This window comes from Methylomonas sp. TEB, from assembly GCF_047777895.1.
In the GTDB taxonomy this organism is placed as follows: Bacteria; Pseudomonadota; Gammaproteobacteria; order Methylococcales; family Methylomonadaceae; genus Methylomonas.
On the sequence record NZ_CP180476.1, the window covers coordinates 1,703,304 to 1,719,211 of the forward strand.

Here is a 15,908-nt window from a genome sequence, read left to right on the forward strand (position 1 = left end):
GGCTGTCAATCGGTAGCGGCTGGCATAAAAAAGCCGCAGTCACTAAAAGCGACTGCGGCTATTGCTGTGCAAAGTGCCGAGTCAGGATATTTGCGATTGCAGATAATTTGGCAAACCAATCATATCAATCAAGCTCAATTGTTTTTCCAGCCAGTGCGCATGATCTTCCTCGGTGTCGTCCAGCATCACTTCCAGAATTTCCCGTGTTTGGTAATCGCGCACGGTTTCGCAATAGGCGATGACTTTGCGCAAATCCGCAACCACTTTGTATTCCACCGCCAGATCGTTTTTCAGCATCTCCGGCACGTTGGTGCCGACTGCCAGCGGTTCGCGTTTGGATAAATCCGGTGTGCCTTCCAGAAACAAAATTCGCTTGATCAAGGCATCGGCGTGGTTGGTTTCGTCTTGAACCTCGTGATTGATGCGTTCGTATAATTTGCTGAAGCCCCAGTTTTCATACATCCTGGAATGAATAAAATACTGGTCTATTGCGGTCAGTTCGCCTGCCAGCAATTCGTTTAAGTGAGCTATGACTTGTTTGTCGCCTTGCATATGCCGCCTCCCGGATAAATTTGCTAATGCCCTGGGCTATGGTAATACAAAATGCCGCCGGATACTGGGTTTGCGTGGATTCCCGCTGGGCCATTGTCACCCCGGTCCTTAATACCGTTTGGTTTAATAAATCAATGCAGCTTGATAGAGTTCCCGCTAAGCAGCGGAACAAAAGCCTTGTTTAGATCGGTAGCAAGTGCCGTTGGCTCGCCATTAACGATGAATACCAGCCGGCCGCGGCCGTCGTCGCTTGTTCTGGCGGTTAATGGGGTAGGTGGGTACAGTCGAGTGCCGGCTGCCTGAATCACCATCGGTTCGTTTTGTTCGACAAGATAAACCACGCCTTTGATGCGCAATAAGTTTTGTGGGTGGCGGTTAAGCAGCTGTTGGAGAAGGGTTTGCAGGTGCTGCCAGGGCAGAATTTGTTCCAGATGCAGCGAGATACTGCGAAAGTTATGTACCGGTAACGGGCCGGCAGGAGGCAAGCGGCGCAAGCTTGGGCCTGCTTTAGTCAGCAGGCTAAGTGCATGAAAGTCTTCTGCAGTCAGTCTGGGCGTGGCCGGCGCTAGAACTTGCAAGCGGGTTGCCAACGCGGCTTGCTGGTCGGCATTGCTTACGTCGGCGTGAGTCAGCAATAAGGTATCGGCCCAAGCCACCTGCGCCCGCGCTTCGGCAAAACTGTCCAGCTGTGCTGCAGCCGAGGGTATAGCCAAGGTGGTGATGACGTTTTGCAAATGATAACGGCCAGCCAGCCAGCGCTCGCGCAACAGAGTATCCAGAATCGGTTCAGGGCTGGCGATGCCGCTGGCTTCGATAATCATGCGTGCGAAAGGCTTGCTTGCCGCTTGCTCCCAGGTCATCCACAGGTTTTTTAACGTGGGCGCCAGCGCGCCTTTGACCTTGCAGCACAGACACCCGCCGGACAGCACGGTCAGCGGCAGATTTTGGTTTGCCAACAAATCCTGATCGACCGGTATTTCGCCGAACTCGTTTATCACCACGGCGGTCTTTAACCCGTCAGCCAAAAATCGATTCAACAAGGTGGTTTTGCCGCTGCCGAGGAAGCCGGTGAGCACAAAAACAGGGATTTTGTCTGGATCGGGCATTTTCAAAAGGTCGCCGCTTTCTTCATGAAAAGCTGTGATTACGAGGTCCAAGCGAATACAAATTTAATTTACCTATTCGGACCGGTTATCTGTAAAGGCGAATTATGCCTGTTTTTTGAACCGGAACGTCAAAGACAACTGGTGACTGGCCTGCTGTCCAGTGCCCAAAAACCCATTCAGCAATTTTGTCTAAACGCCTACCCGGCAAGAAGCCAAGGCCTCCAGCATATCCTCCTTGGGTAAGTTGCGACCGATAAACACCATACTCGATTCCCGTGCTTCATCGGCTTGCCAAGGGTTGCCGAAAGTCTCGGTCATCAGCATATGCACACCTTGATAAATCACTTTTTGTTCGCAGCCGGCGATGTTAAGAATGCCCTTGTAGCGGAGCAACTCGTTGCCGTAGTCGCGGATCATGATGTTCAGGAATGCCAGAATCCGCGCGGCATCCAGAGGCTGGTCGGTTTGGTAGACCAAGGCACGGATGTCGTCCTCGTGCTCATGGCTGACGGCTTCCAGAAAATCCGGCTCGATTTTCAAAATATCATCCAGATTAAAACCGTCAATATCCAGAATATCGCGCAGTTCGGTTTGGCCGAAATGCACGTGTTTGATTGGCGCTCTGGGGTTCATAGCTCGGAGGCGGGTTTCCAAGTCTAAAACAATTTCCGGTTCTTGGAGGTCGGTTTTAGATAGCAGGATGCGATCAGCAAAGCCGACTTGCTCTTGCGCTTCGTGGTGTTCGGCTAGCTGGAGGTGGGCGTGCACGGCATCGACGACGGTGATGATGGCGTCCAGCTGGTAGTTTTCGGCAATGTTTTCGTCGATGAAAAAGGTTTGGGCAACCGGAGCCGGATCCGCCAAACCGGTGGTTTCAATGATGACCCGCTCAAATTGGAGTTCTCCGGATTCGCGGCCGTCGCTGAGTTCGACGAGAATACGCACCAAGTCGCCGCGCACGGTGCAACAGATACATCCGTTATTCATGGTGACAATTTGTTCGTCGGCTTGCACTAAAAGTTCGTTGTCGATACCGGCTTCGCCGAATTCGTTTTCGATCACTGCAATCCGTTTGCCGTGGTCTTCGCTGAGAATTCGGTTCAACAAAGTGGTTTTGCCGGCACCGAGAAAGCCGGTGAGAATGGTCACCGGTACGGGGTAGTTACGTTTGGGGTTGGCGTTCATAGGGCCTCCGTCAGGATGGTGAATTGACACGCTGTATCAGTGCATACGCTGAGTGATTATGGATAGACTCGAAGTTTTCCGATTCGACGCTGTAACTGATGATCCGTGGCTCTGCGTTCAAGCGGGCGGCTACATCGCGCACCATGTCTTCGACAAATTTGGGGTGGTCGTAGGCGTATTCGGTGACGTATTTTTCGTCCGGGCGCTTTAACAGGCCGTAAATTTGCGAGGAGGCTTCGGCTTCTACCAGCGTGATCAGTTCTTCAAGCCAGATAAACGACTTGGCCTCTACAGTCACGCTGACGTGTGAGCGTTGATTATGGGCACCGCGTTCGGAAATTTCCTTGGAGCAAGGGCACAGACTGGTGACCGGCACTATCACCTTCACTTTGATGCGACAGCCGGCGTTATCGATTTCGCCAATAAAATTGACTTGATAGTCCATTAAGCTGCGGACGCCACTGACCGGCGCTGCGTTATCGATGAAGTAGGGAAAACGCATCTCGATATACCCGGATTCGGCCTCCAATTTGGCGAGCATGTCCTGCAGCATCGCCGGAAATGAGGCAATGCTGATTTCCCGGTCGTGATCGTTCAAGATTTCCACAAAACGGGACATATGGGTGCCTTTGAAGTCGTGCGGCAAATTGACGTACATCGCAAAGTGCGCAACGGTGCGCTGTTCGCCGCCGCTTTTGTCTTTGACTCTGATCGGGTGCAGGATGTCTTTGATGCCGACTTTGTCGATGGCAATGCGCCGGGTGTCCGGGCGACTTTGAATATCTTCTATGGAACTCATGAGCTTAAGTTATGCATGCTGGTGTGATTGTGTGCATTTGCGTTTCAACCGTGCACGTGAAACCGGGCTTGCTTGGTAAAGTCGGCGTCGTTGACTGCGAAGTTACTGAGTTTTAAGCTGTAAAACTGGTTGAAATGCTGTTGCACGGCCCGAGTAATGCCGGCATCGAAATTGGGTTGCAGGGTTTGGGCGCGACCGGCCGGGCGGGCCACGACGGCGCCGTCTCGCACCACCAGCTCACCGTTTTTGAACAGCAGCGCGGCGTTGCCGAACATAGCCGCAATATCTGCTTGCGGACGCGCGGCGAATACACCCGTCAGCTGGTCGCAGGTTCCAACCCCTTGCGGGTTGTAGACGGCGATATCGGCCTTAGCCCCCGGCGCCAGATGACCGCGATCGTAAAGCCCCAGCAAATTGGCGGCGGCGCTGCGAGTCATGATGGCGATCTCGTTTAAGCTAAATTCGCGTTTCAGGTTGGGCAGCAAGGTCAAAGCCAGTGCTTCCTGGTTTAAACGCGCCATATAGGCTAGTCGGTAATCGGCGTCCATCAATAAGCGGATCAGTTCGGGGTAGGCGGTAAACGGCGCCCCGTTCGGATGGTCGGTGGTGAAGAATAAGCGTTCCGGCGCTTCGGCCAGCAAAAACAGCTCCAAGCCGATGGCCCATTGCAAGGTATTGACGAAACTGGCTTCCCGGTAGCGGTAAGGCACCACGCCGCCGGAGCCTTCGCACTCGGCATCCCACATCACCCATTTGCTGGGACTGGCGTCAGCATGGCGACTATATTGAGCGATGACGTCGCCGGAAATAGTTACGGTCTGCCCGAACAACACTTGACCGACATCCATGGTGATATTCGGATGGCGGTTGAACGCTTCCAGAAGTTGCGCAGCCGCGGAGGAAAACCCTTTGGCGCCTTCCTTGCCGTACGCATAAAACTGCACGTGGGCTAAATGCATCGGCAATCCTTGTGCGGCTTCCATGGTGGCGACGATAGTGTCGACATTGCCGGGGATACCTAGGTTGTTGCAATGCACATGTACCGGATGCGGCACCCGGAGCTGACAGACGGCGGTTTGCAAGGTTTGCAGAATCTGCCGGGAACTGACGCCGTAGTCGGGTACGATGTCATCCAAATCAAACTGGCGGACGTTGCTCTTAAAGGCGTTTGCGCCGCCGGCATTGATGACTTTTAAGCCGAGCGCGCGGGTGGCCTGTAAAGTCCAGGCCACGTAATCATTGATTTGGTTTTGGCTGGCTTTGGCGCGCATCATTCGCAGCAGCAAATCGTCGTTACCCAGAATGGCCAGTGCCGCCGTATCCAGGATCGGAATGTCGGCCATTTGTAAATGCACATCCAGCGCATTGATCGGCAACATGGCGGGTTCGACGACCGTGGTATAACCCATGCGCGCGTAACGGTAGCCGGTGTCGGTGGTCGACCACTTCGCGTTGCTGAACGGATGATCCACATAGTCGTCGGGAGCGTCCTTGTAATCTGGCAGGCTAGTGCGGCCAGAGGCGACTCGCAACCGCCGCGCGACATGATTACGGTGTTGTTCGGGTAACAGCAGCCGTGCGGTGTTGACGTTGCCGCCGGCAATATGGCTGTGAATATCTATCGCCCCGGCCATGACGATATGGCCGGATACGTCGTACACCTGATCGAACTTGGCGTCGAGGCCCGGGTCGGCTGTGATTACGCCATCACGGATAAATAGATCGTGCGATTCACCTTGCCGGTTTTGTGCGGGATCGTAGAGGTGTCCGCCTGCTAATTTGATCAGCAATGGTCGGCCCTCACAGCATATCCAGCGTCAGTACCAAGCGCCGCGGCTGCACCGCCGTTGGCGTAGGTGATCGATGCACAAAACCTTGGCCTTCGTTACCTTCCCAGGCTTCGCCTTTCATCAGGCCCACGGCATAGGCGGGCATGCGCCGAATGGCGGTTTGGTCGACGATCAAACCGGACTGCGCATCATCCAGGCCGCCACTGCCCATCCCCAATTTTCGTCGATCCAGCGCATATTCCGGTAGCCATTCGGTGCCGATGCCGCCGTAACTACAAATCATCCGCGCGGGCACTCTATCCACGTGAAAGCGCGGACACATGGCGGTTTTCAAGGTCCTTAGGCGCAAGCCGGCTTGCTTGAGTTCGAATAGCTCGCAGAACGCCGTCGTCAATAGTTTGATGTCTGCCAGCCATGTGTCATAGCCATCGAGTTGGCTGGCTTGGGGCCACAGGTTTGTATAGTTGAATTCGGATGGATTGACGGGCTGACTGAGTTCCAAGGGGCCGAATAGCTTCAAGGCTTGATAGATAAAGCCTTCAATGGTGGCCGGCAATGGTCGTTCTATTAAGCAAAAGTTCACGTCGTCCTCGTAGATGCGTGTCAAATCCACGAAGTTTGTGGAGACGACGGTGCGGGTCGATGGCCGATACGAAACGGGCTGGAAGGATGTGGGGCCGGTTAACGGCGACAGGGATGATTGACGAAAGGGTATGCGGGCAAACACAAAAACTCCTTAATTAGCGATCAGGAACTGTTCGAAAAATACGATGAATTGCATAAACACGATGCCGAAACCAAACGCGGCGGTTTGTCCGCTCAGGCTGGAAAAACTGCATGGTTCGTGTAATACCGGAATCAGATCGGAGGCGGCGATATAAATAAAGCCGCCGGCAGCGATGGGTAACAGCAGCGACAAGGAAGATTCGGCTAACTGGCTGAGTAACAAGGTAAAAATCGCTCCCGGCAAAACGGTCAGCGAGCAATAAAAGTTGTAGAGTACGGCTTGCTTGGGTGCATAGCCGCCGCGCAGCAGGGCGCCGACATCGCCCAGTTCTTGCGGGACTTCGTGGGCGATAATGGCCAAGGTGGTGGTCAATCCCAGTGCCGGATCGGCCAGAAAGCTGCCGGCAATCAAGATGCCGTCGACGAAGTTGTGCATGGCATCGCCGATCAGATTCATTTTAGCCAATGGCATGACCTCGGCACCGGTTGGCGTGCTGTCGACATTATGGTCGTGCCGCCAGCGCACCAATTTTTCCAATACAAAGAAACCGAATACACCCACTAATACCGTCAGGCAGACATCGCTGACGCTGCCGTGGCGGTCTATGGCATCGGGGATCAAATGAATAAAAGCATCGCCCAGGAGTACGCCGACTGCCAGCGCGACTAGATACGGTACTACCCGATGCAAGGTGTCGGGTTTCAACCACAATGCAAATAAGCTGGACAACGAGCAAAGGCTGACGGCGAGACAGGCCGCGATGGCGCCGGCCATAGTGCTGATAGCGATAGTCATGTGCGATGGGGTGTTTTGGCTTTGAGCGAGTGGTATGCGTGCTGGGAACTGTAAATAAATCCGGCTAATTTGTTCGGCAAGGCATGGGTAGCAAAATGCGCCAGCATGAACCCCAACACAGTCAAAAACAGTTTTGACAGCACACGTTTGGTGGGCGGTCTGTCAATCAAGGGCAAGACAATGGCCAGAATAAGCAACAATCCAATGCCGATGATATGCAGAAAGCTGTCGATGCTAGCCATCGGCAAACCACTGCGGAAATTCATCTTGATAGTGTCGCCAAACTGCCGGGCCGGCTGCCAGTTCGGCGTCGGTTAACAGGCACTCGTCCAATTCGCGGCGCACTTGGTCGGCATTGAGGTTTTGACCGATAAACACCAGTTCTTGGCGGCAGTCGCCGAAAGGTTCGGCCCATTGTGACTGGATGTCCAGCAGATAGTCTTGCGGCCATTCCTGGCGCGGTACTGTCGCCCACCAGCGACCCGCCAAACCATGGTGCATCACGCCGCCCGCTTGTGACCAGCTGCCGGCGTGATCAGGGCGCGATGCCAACCAGAAAAAGCCTTTGGAACGCAACAAAGTGCCGTTATCCCAATCGCCGTGGTGCAGATGATCATAGAAGCGCTGCGGATGAAAGGGGCGCCGGGCGGTGTAAACGAAGCTGCTTATGCCGTATTCCTCGGTCTCCGGTTTATGTTCGCCCCGCAATTCTTTTAACCAGCCTGGGGCTTGCTCGGCTTTTTCGAAATCGAACAGGCCAGTGTCGAGCACTTTGTGTAAATCGACCCGACCCATCACGATAGGGAGGATTTCCGCATCGGGGTTGAGGCTGTGTAACACCGCTTTTAGGTTGATAAGCTCGTCGCTGGCGATCAGATCTATTTTGGAAATCAGAATGACATTGGCAAATTCAATTTGATCGACCAGCAAATCGGCGACGTTACGTGCGTCGTCTTCGCCGAGTGATTCGCCGGTTTCTTTTAAACTCAAGGCTTCCAGGTAATTGCGCATAAAGTTGACCGCGTCCACCACGGTCACCAACGTATCCAGGCGGGCAATGTCCGATAAACTCAATCCCTGTTCGTCGCGAAACGTGAAGGTTTCCGCAATCGGCAAAGGCTCAGCAATGCCGGTGGATTCGATTACCAAGTAATCAAAGCGGCCATCCTTGGCCAAGTTGCCGACCTCGATCAGCAAGTCCTCGCGTAGCGTGCAGCAAATGCACCCGTTGCTCATTTCGACCAGTTTTTCCTGGCCACGATTCAGTTGTACTTGGTTTTTGACCGTTGCCGCATCGATATTCACCTCGCTCATGTCGTTGACAATTACGGCCACTCTTAAATCCTCCCGATTGTTGAGGATGTGGTTCAACAAGGTGGTTTTACCCGCACCCAGGAAGCCGGACAGTACGGTGACAGGGAGTTGTTTGGCTGGTGCGGATGCGAGGGTCATGATGTTTTGGATGATATATTGTAGCGTTTGCTTGGCCAAAAAAAGGCGCTGTCGAAAAAAACAGCGCCGGTTTCAGCGTTCTAATAACTGACTCTAAAGCCGACTTCCGCGCCGCGTCCGGCTTCCGGCGCAAAGTTTCGCAAGTAAGATGTCGAGTTGCGGATGTTTTGATCCAGCAAGTTGTTACCTTTGGCGAACACCATCAGTTTAGCGTCTTTATAGGCCTGGACCTGATAGTTGGCGCCGACATTCAGCAAGAAATAGCCCGCGGTGGAAGTTTCGAAATCGCCGGCATGGGGCTGAGATTCGGCACGGGTAAAGCGCAAATAGGTGGATAATTTGTCCCGGTTGAAATCCAGTTGTAGGCCGTAGCGCAAGGGCGGCATGCGCGGTACGTCGCTGCCGTTGAGAAATTCGCCGCGGGTGTAGTCGCTGAATAAGGTCATCTCTAATAAGCCGACCTGGTTTTCCATCATGGGCATAATCAGTTTGGCTTCGTAGCCTTTGAAGATGGCGTCGTGTTGTCCGCTGGTAACCAAAGGCACGCAATCCGCTACGCAGGGATTGCCGTCTTGATCAACGAATTCGCCGCTACGTTGCTGGAAAATATAATCGCTAGCCCAGTTGTGGAATAAGTCGAATTCAGCGCGTAACCAGTCGGTTTTGAAGCGGTAACCCAGATCCAGGTTGTAGGCCGTTTCTTCTCTTAAACCCAGGTCGCCTCTGTCGTAACTGCGAGTGGCGTCATGGTAGCCGTCAGACAGCAATTCTTGGACCTGCGGCGCGCGCGCGGAGCGCGTGACTGCCAGGTTCAGGCTGTTGCGATTATCCAGCTTCCATACCGCGGATGCCGAAGCACTGACCGGGGTGTAGCTGAGATTGGCGAAACCGTCCGGGCGAATATCGGTTTGTTCGACGCGCGTGCCGAGTTGATAGGTCACCGCGCCAATATCGAACGATTCCACGGCAAATACACCGTAACTGCTGATGTCCGAACGCGGGACGATGCTGTCGCCGGTGAGTTTTTCGATCGCATTAAAATCGCTGGCTTGGGCTTGAAAACCCACCACGCCGCGCAACGGTCCCAGGTCCTGGTGAGCCATTTCCATGCGGCCTTCGTAAGACTGGTTGGTGTAATAAGCGCCGGGCTCGCCGTTGGCAATTTCGGTGTGTTGGTAATCGGTGTAACCCAGCCGGGTGCGCAGACTTTTCGCGAAACGGAACGGATTGTTCAGTTCGCTCTTAAAATCGTATTTGGTTTGCCGCATCGCGATGCGCACGGTTTCATCACCTGTGCCGTCTGGCGCGATGGCGTAATTGTTATTTAGATTATTGATGGATACGCCCGCAAAACCGGGGGCACCGATCCAGGACAAGCCGGCCGAGCCGCTGATCGCTTCGGCGCCGGTGTTGTTTAGATAGCCTTTGGGGTTGTCGACAATCGCCAAGCTGGGATCGGTGATGGCCACTTTAGCGGTGTCTATGCCGCTGCCGCCGATGTCCAGATTGTTGCGGTGGCGGTAAAAACCGTCCAGGTGGTAAGCGATGTTGTCCTTGCCGCCCTCGACTTTCATCGTGGTGCTGGTTTCATCGGAAGTGGAATCGAAGCGTTGTTCGAGCGCCGCACCTACCAGTTTGTCGAACTGGCGGCCTGGGATGCGGTTATCGATGACGTTAACCACGCCGCCCATCGCGCCGCTGCCGTAGAGTAGGGTGGCCGGGCCGCGCAGGACTTCGATGCGCTCCGCCAGCAGCGGTTCGACGCTGGTGGCGTGGTCTGGGCTGATCGCCGAGACATCATTGCTGCCGATGCCGTTGCTCAAGACTCTCACCCTCGGGCCGGCCTGGCCGCGTATCACCGGGGTGCCGACGCCGGGGCCGAAAGATTGGCTGCTGATACCCAATTCGTTTTTTAAAGTATCGCCGATGCTGTGGCCGGTCTTCATACGTAAATCGTCGTCGCTCAACACGGTGACCGGTACCGGACTGTCCGATTTTTTATCTTGCAGCGGTGCCGTGACGATAATTTCGTCTAGTGCTTGAATCGCAAGTTCTTCGGCCAACAAAACCGGGGATGGCAGCATTAAAATTAGGGCAGCGGTTTTTTTCATGAGAAGTAGAGCAGTCAGTAAAGATGTGCAAAGATGTTATATTGTAACGCACATGAATGCAATATTATCACATTGGTTTTTTTTGCGGCCTATTTGAAGATTTGAGTTTGAAGCGTTGTGAAAACAACAAACTGACAGTAACAATCCCGAAGGGCGGTGCGGACCGCTTTCGAGATCATAGGGTTGAAATGTTACGGAAATGTTTCTTTGAGCCGCGAGATGAAATGCTTCTTCCCGGTTGTGTTGATAACGCCTAGTAGTTTGCGCCTAAGGCCGGCTAATTTAGGGCATGCTTTTGTTCCAGGCATTGCTGGGCCTGGATGGCAATTTCCAATTCCTCGTTCGTGGCAATCACCAATATCGCCACGCCGGCGTTGGCTGGGCTGATGTTGTCGCATGGTTTCACCGGTTTTTGGTTTCTTTCCGGGTCCAAGGCAATACCGAAGATTTGCATTTCTAGACAGACGTGTTCGCGCAGCCAGGCGTCGTTCTCGCCGATGCCGCCGGTAAATACCAAGGCATCGACCCGGCCCAGCACCGCAAAATAAGCGCCGATGTATTTTTTGATGCGATAGGCGTACATCGCTAATGCCAGCCGGGCGTGATCGTCGCCGGCTTCCGCCATCCGGTGTATCGCCCGCATATCGTTTTCGCCGCAAACGCCTTTGCAGCCGCTTTCTTTGTTTAACAGGGTTTCGATAGCCGCGTTGGACAAATTCAGTGTGCGGCTTAGATAAAAATGGATGGCCGGATCGATGTCGCCGCAGCGGCTGCCCATCATCAAACCTTCCAGCGGCGTCATACCCATCGATGTATCGATACTCCGACCGTTTTGGATGGCGGTGACGCTGGCACCGTTACCCAGGTGTAAAGTGATCAGATTGGTCTCAGACAACGGTGTGCCAAGATACTGCGCGGCTTGCTCGGCAACATAGCGGTGCGAGGTACCGTGGAAGCCGTAACGTCGCACACCATGATCCGTGTAAAGATTTTCGGGCAGGGGATAGCGGTAGGCATAATCCGGCAGGGTTAGATGAAACGCCGTATCGAATACCGCCACCTGCGGTGTCTCGCCCATTTGCCGGATGGCTTCTTCAATCCCCAACAGATTGGCAGGGTTATGCAGCGGCGCCAATGGGATCACTTCGGCAATGCGCTGCATCACTTGCGCATCGATTAAGGCCGGTTCACGAAAATGTTCGCCGCCATGTACCACCCGATGACCAATGCCGGCCAGTTCGCGACGGTCGTTTAACACGCGGCAGGCAGCCAGTGTTTCGAACAACAATTGCAAGGCTTGTTGATGGTTGCGGCAATTGATTTCGTCGCGTGTCCGGTCATTATTCGCCAGCGCATAACTATGGCTAGCGGCATCTTCGCCGATACGTTCGATGATACCGGCGATCAGCACCGAGCGATCAGACATCTCGAATAAGCTGTATTTAACCGATGAACTGCCCGCGTTGAGCACCAGGATTTTCATGAATATCTCGAAGAAGTTGGCGATTAATGGACAAGCTTTGCCGGTGGCGGTGGGCTGTAGCGGCGCTCCAGATCATGATCGATTTTCGTGGTCAGGCTTTCCACGGCTTTGATGGTCAGGCTGGCGTTGGGGCCTTTGGATTCGGCAATGTAATCGCCGACCAATCTACCATTGTCTACCTTGACCAAACGCCCCATTAGATATGCGAATAAAAAGCTGGGTTTATGTAACCGTCCGATCAAAATGTAGTCGGCTTGCTGTGCCTGGTTCGGTATGGCTACGATTAGATAGCCGGCGCGGGCTAATTCCTGCTCCAGCAGCGGTTTGATTGACGCGGTTCTTTGCAATTCAGCGGGGACGCCGGGTGCCAGTGTCAGGTCTTTCAATTCAAAATCCAAGACGGCGATGCGGGTCTGTGCCTGTAAATTAAAGCTCAGAAGGCAAAACAGTAAACTGCTTGATAGCGTTTTATACATCATGTTTTGTCGGCTTCCTGGGCTTGAATCGCGGTGATGACGACGGTGTTGACGATGTCTGTCACTGTGCAGCCGCGGCTTAAATCATTGACTGGTTTGTTCAAGCCTTGCAGGATGGGGCCGACAGCAATTGCGCCGGAGGAACGCTGTACCGCTTTATAAGTGTTGTTGCCGGTATTCAGGTCCGGAAAAATCAATACTGTGGCGCGGCCGGCGACTTGGCTGTCGGGTAGTTTGGTTTTAGCAACGCTGGTGTCCACGGCGGCATCGTATTGCATCGGGCCTTCCAGTTGTAGGTCCGGACGCAGGCTTTGGGCGATTTTGACCGCGTCTCTGACCTTATCCACCGCCTCACCCTTGCCGGATTCGCCGGTGGAGTAGGACAGCATGGCAACGCGCGGCTCGATGTTGAACATGCGTGCCGTTTCGGCGGCGTTAATCGCGATGTCGGCCAATTGCGCGGCGTTGGGGTTGGGAATCACCGCACAATCGCCATAAACCAATACGCGATCTTCCAGGCACATAAAAAACACGCTGGAAACAATGGACGCGCCCGGTTTGGTTTTGATGATTTCGAAGGCCGGACGAATGGTATGTTGCGTCGAATGCACCGCGCCGGATACCATGCCGTCGGCATAAGAAAGATGGATCATCAAGGTCCCGAAATAGCTGGGATCGGCCATTAAATCGAAGGCGGTGTCGTAAACGATGCACCGATGTTTGCGGGCCTGGTAATAGGTTTCCGCGAATAAGGGCCGCAGATCCGATTTAATCGGGTCGATGATGTTGACATTGTCCATCTTCAAAGCCATCGCCTGAATTTTCTGGCGGATCTCAGCTTCGTTACCCAGCAGGGTGATTTTCACGACATCGCGTAGCAGCAAAATCTCCGCCGCCCGCAGAATCCGTTCTTCATTACCTTCCGGTAGCACGATATGCTGCTTCTTGGCCTTGGCGCGCTGCAGCAAATCGTACTCGAACATCAGCGGCGTGGTTTTATGCGAAACCTTGCTGCACAGCCGCAGCCGCAGTTCCACCATATTCATGTTACTTTCGATTAATCCCAGTGCGGTGGCAATCTTCCGGTCATCTTGCGAATGCAGGCGGGCGGTGACCTGGCTGACCTGCATAGCCGTGGTGAAGGTGTCGGAATCGACGCCGAGTACCGCAAACGGTGTGCCGCCCAGACCGTCGATCAATTTTTGCACTTGCGGGGCAGGCTGTTGGTGGCCGGTTAATATCAAGCCGGCGATCTGCGGATAGTTACTGGAGTTGTAGGCCATCAGGCTGGCCATGATGATGTCCGATCTATCGCCAGGCGTGATGATCAAGTCGCCGGTTTCAACATAGTCCAGAAAGTCCGGCACCAACATGGCCGCCACTTTGTAGTGGTAAACCTCGCGGCTCATGGTGGCGTTTTCGCCGGAAAACACTTTCGCGCCGATGACCTTGGCAATGTTGCCGATGGTGGGTTTTTCCAGGGACGATTCGGCAGGCACCACGTACACCGGAAATTCGTTGGAATGATTCAAGCTGTGGCGTAGGCTGGCAATTTGATTTTGCGCGACACCGATGATGACTGTGGCCAGCGATTCGCAATCGTGCTCGTGCATGGAATGTTTCAGGCTGGCCAAACCGTTTAAAATTTGTTCGTCGCTACGATTTTCGCCCTGCATAACCGGCATCATCAGGCAGCCCAAATTGTTGGCGACATCGGCGTTGAAATCGAATTCGGAAATGGCGTTGCCGTGTCGATAGTCGCTGCCGACACAGAGCACATGATCGCAACGGGCCTTTAAGGCCCGGTATTTAGCCAGAATGGTTTTCAGCAGTTCGTCGTACTGTTCGTTTGCCAAGAGCTGCCTGGCTTCCGCGCTGGTACATCCATACATGGCATCGTAGGGTGTGGAGAGCTGATAGCGGTGGCTAATGAATTGAATCAAATCGTCTTTGTCGGTATCGCTTTGAATAATGGGCCGAAAAAAACCGATATTGTCGGCGTAGCCGGATAACATTTCGATGATGGCCAACATGATCAAGGATTTACCGTTACCCTCGTCGACACCGGCAATATAGATGTCTTGCGAAATCAAGGGCTCGCTTGGTGCATGGGGCTGAGTTGGATTCATGATTGATGACTTAATGTATTGATGGGAAAGTCTAACCGTGGATGTTGCCACATGGCGCGCCGCTTGGCGACTGTATATTTTTATTTATTCGGACACCGCGGACGTGTTAGAAGCATGCAAATAGTCTTTGGCTATCATAGGTTTGGATTTAAAAAATAATGTAATATCAAAATAATTATTGATTAATCTGCAAGCTTGGCTTTAATGGCTATACTACTAGCCGGGCGCAGGGATTACTTGAACAACAGAGATGGCGAAATTTACCGTTTATTTTAAAGACAATGCAATCCATACAGGTGTTTTTGATTCTGGTGTAGTGCATATTGGTCGTGATGAAACCAATGACCTAGTGGTTGATAGTCTTGCCGTCGCGCCCGCGCATGCCGTTGCCGTGATTAAAGATGGCAATTGCGTTCTCAAGCAATTGAACGAAAAATTTCCGCTGTTGGTCAACGATCAGCACACCAAAGAATGGAGTCTGCAAAACAACGACATCATCAATATCGGCAAGCACTATATTGTCTTCAACACGACCGATGAATTTTCGGAAAAAGTCCTGGTATCGACGCCAGCCGACTTTGGCGATGCAGACGTGCGGGCCTTAAATGAAAAGCTGGAAGATGCCGTCAAATCCCCCGAAGCCAATTTGCAAGTGTTGAATGGCATCCATATCGGTCGAATTCTGCGCTTGAAGAAAGCCATGACCCGCCTGGGCCATGAAGGTGCAGGGGTTATTGTGATAGCCAGACGCAAGGACGGCTATTTCCTTTCCGCCTTGCAAGGACATGAGGGTCTGGCGATTAACGACGAGCCCCTGGGCGACCGCACCGTACAGTTGCAGCGCAACGATGTGATTGTCGTTGACAGTACCTCAATGCAATTTTTCTTGGATTAAGCGTATGACATTTGAAAAAAACGATGATAAACGCCGTTTTCATAGGATTTTTTACCATACGGGCGCTGTGTTAACCGGTTCGGGGCAAACCTATCCTTGCAAAATTATTGATCTGTCCCTGCGCGGTTGCCTGTTGGATTGTGAGCAGCCCTTAGCCGGTCAGGCCGATACCTTATATAACTTGAAATTCGATTTATCCGAAGAAATCAGTATCAGTATGGAAGTGGCCGCCACCCATGCCGATGCCAACAGGGTGGGTTTTAAATGCGTACATATCGATATAGATAGCATTTCTAACTTACGCCGATTGGTGGAACTCAACCTGGGCGATAGCGAGTTGCTGGAGCGGGAATTGGCGGCCCTGGGTGATTTGGCTGAACAAGCCGATCATTAATCCGGATGGTTACC

At 53.2% G+C, this 15,908-nt stretch carries 15 protein-coding genes; 2 read left to right on the forward strand and 13 right to left on the reverse strand.

Annotated features, from left to right (window positions below):
- Positions 1 to 81: 81 nt before the first annotated feature.
- The 13 genes from bfr to pta all read right to left on the reverse strand — a co-directional run bounded on the left by bfr (position 82) and on the right by pta (position 14,605).
- Positions 82 to 552, reverse strand: coding sequence for a bacterioferritin (gene bfr, locus ACMXD4_RS07735; protein WP_101055145.1), 471 nt, complete (start codon positions 550 to 552; stop codon positions 82 to 84).
- Between the two features lie 131 nt (positions 553 to 683).
- Complete coding sequence (locus ACMXD4_RS07740) at positions 684 to 1,658, reverse strand: CobW family GTP-binding protein (protein ID WP_415880371.1); 975 nt, start codon at positions 1,656 to 1,658, stop codon at positions 684 to 686.
- A gap of 189 nt (positions 1,659 to 1,847) precedes the next feature.
- The gene (locus ACMXD4_RS07745; protein ID WP_415880372.1) at positions 1,848 to 2,843 is read right to left on the reverse strand and encodes a CobW family GTP-binding protein; all 996 of its coding nucleotides are present in this window, start codon (positions 2,841 to 2,843) and stop codon (positions 1,848 to 1,850) included.
- Positions 2,844 to 2,853: 10 nt separating this feature from the next.
- Entirely contained in the window at positions 2,854 to 3,642 is a 789-nt protein-coding gene (gene folE2, locus ACMXD4_RS07750) for a GTP cyclohydrolase FolE2 (RefSeq protein WP_415880373.1), read from the reverse strand.
- Between the two features lie 44 nt (positions 3,643 to 3,686).
- On the reverse strand, positions 3,687 to 5,432 hold the full coding sequence (locus ACMXD4_RS07755) for a formylmethanofuran dehydrogenase subunit A (protein WP_415880374.1): 1,746 nt from the start codon (positions 5,430 to 5,432) through the stop codon (positions 3,687 to 3,689).
- A 10-nt stretch (positions 5,433 to 5,442) separates the two neighbouring features.
- Positions 5,443 to 6,045 carry a DUF1826 domain-containing protein gene (locus tag ACMXD4_RS07760; RefSeq protein ID WP_415880821.1) on the reverse strand — a complete coding sequence of 201 codons (603 nt, stop codon included), beginning with the start codon at positions 6,043 to 6,045 and terminating at the stop codon, positions 5,443 to 5,445.
- Between the two features lie 123 nt (positions 6,046 to 6,168).
- On the reverse strand, positions 6,169 to 6,954 hold the full coding sequence (locus ACMXD4_RS07765) for a ZIP family metal transporter (protein WP_415880375.1): 786 nt from the start codon (positions 6,952 to 6,954) through the stop codon (positions 6,169 to 6,171).
- On the reverse strand, positions 6,951 to 7,196 hold the full coding sequence (locus ACMXD4_RS07770; RefSeq protein WP_415880376.1) for a hypothetical protein: 246 nt from the start codon (positions 7,194 to 7,196) through the stop codon (positions 6,951 to 6,953). Before ACMXD4_RS07770 ends, ACMXD4_RS07765 begins: the two co-directional genes overlap by 4 nt.
- Positions 7,189 to 8,406, reverse strand: coding sequence for a zinc metallochaperone GTPase ZigA (gene zigA / locus ACMXD4_RS07775; protein WP_415880377.1), 1,218 nt, complete (start codon positions 8,404 to 8,406; stop codon positions 7,189 to 7,191). Before zigA ends, ACMXD4_RS07770 begins: the two co-directional genes overlap by 8 nt.
- A gap of 80 nt (positions 8,407 to 8,486) precedes the next feature.
- On the reverse strand, positions 8,487 to 10,517 hold the full coding sequence (locus tag ACMXD4_RS07780) for a TonB-dependent receptor (protein WP_415880378.1): 2,031 nt from the start codon (positions 10,515 to 10,517) through the stop codon (positions 8,487 to 8,489).
- Between the two features lie 277 nt (positions 10,518 to 10,794).
- Entirely contained in the window at positions 10,795 to 12,000 is a 1,206-nt protein-coding gene (locus tag ACMXD4_RS07785) for an acetate/propionate family kinase (protein WP_415880379.1), read from the reverse strand.
- Between the two features lie 23 nt (positions 12,001 to 12,023).
- A complete protein-coding gene (locus tag ACMXD4_RS07790; protein ID WP_415880380.1) occupies positions 12,024 to 12,479 on the reverse strand; it encodes a DUF2380 domain-containing protein in 456 nt (151 codons plus the stop codon).
- A complete protein-coding gene (gene pta / locus ACMXD4_RS07795; RefSeq protein ID WP_415880381.1) occupies positions 12,476 to 14,605 on the reverse strand; it encodes a phosphate acetyltransferase in 2,130 nt (709 codons plus the stop codon). The genes ACMXD4_RS07790 and pta overlap by 4 nt, the downstream gene beginning before the upstream one ends.
- Positions 14,606 to 14,855: 250 nt before the next feature.
- Here pta and ACMXD4_RS07800 point away from each other — a divergent pair, with 250 nt between their 5' ends.
- Together ACMXD4_RS07800 and ACMXD4_RS07805 are read left to right on the forward strand one after the other, a co-directional pair.
- The gene (locus tag ACMXD4_RS07800) at positions 14,856 to 15,500 is read left to right on the forward strand and encodes an FHA domain-containing protein (protein ID WP_415880382.1); all 645 of its coding nucleotides are present in this window, start codon (positions 14,856 to 14,858) and stop codon (positions 15,498 to 15,500) included.
- 4 nt (positions 15,501 to 15,504) lie between these two features.
- A complete protein-coding gene (locus ACMXD4_RS07805; protein ID WP_415880383.1) occupies positions 15,505 to 15,894 on the forward strand; it encodes a PilZ domain-containing protein in 390 nt (129 codons plus the stop codon).
- Positions 15,895 to 15,908: the final 14 nt, after the last annotated feature.

Coding starts and splice junctions, on each gene's coding strand:
- zigA (WP_415880377.1), bottom strand. CDS start 8,406: ATGACCCTCGCATCCGCACCAGCCAAACAACTCCCTGTCACCGTACTG.
- pta (WP_415880381.1), bottom strand. CDS start 14,605: ATGAATCCAACTCAGCCCCATGCACCAAGCGAGCCCTTGATTTCGCAA.
- ACMXD4_RS07785 (WP_415880379.1), bottom strand. CDS start 12,000: ATGAAAATCCTGGTGCTCAACGCGGGCAGTTCATCGGTTAAATACAGC.
- ACMXD4_RS07800 (WP_415880382.1), top strand. CDS start 14,856: ATGGCGAAATTTACCGTTTATTTTAAAGACAATGCAATCCATACAGGT.
- ACMXD4_RS07790 (WP_415880380.1), bottom strand. CDS start 12,479: ATGATGTATAAAACGCTATCAAGCAGTTTACTGTTTTGCCTTCTGAGC.
- folE2 (WP_415880373.1), bottom strand. CDS start 3,642: ATGAGTTCCATAGAAGATATTCAAAGTCGCCCGGACACCCGGCGCATT.
- ACMXD4_RS07805 (WP_415880383.1), top strand. CDS start 15,505: ATGACATTTGAAAAAAACGATGATAAACGCCGTTTTCATAGGATTTTT.
- bfr (WP_101055145.1), bottom strand. CDS start 552: ATGCAAGGCGACAAACAAGTCATAGCTCACTTAAACGAATTGCTGGCA.
- ACMXD4_RS07780 (WP_415880378.1), bottom strand. CDS start 10,517: ATGAAAAAAACCGCTGCCCTAATTTTAATGCTGCCATCCCCGGTTTTG.
- ACMXD4_RS07765 (WP_415880375.1), bottom strand. CDS start 6,954: ATGACTATCGCTATCAGCACTATGGCCGGCGCCATCGCGGCCTGTCTC.
- ACMXD4_RS07740 (WP_415880371.1), bottom strand. CDS start 1,658: ATGCCCGATCCAGACAAAATCCCTGTTTTTGTGCTCACCGGCTTCCTC.
- ACMXD4_RS07770 (WP_415880376.1), bottom strand. CDS start 7,196: ATGGCTAGCATCGACAGCTTTCTGCATATCATCGGCATTGGATTGTTG.
- ACMXD4_RS07745 (WP_415880372.1), bottom strand. CDS start 2,843: ATGAACGCCAACCCCAAACGTAACTACCCCGTACCGGTGACCATTCTC.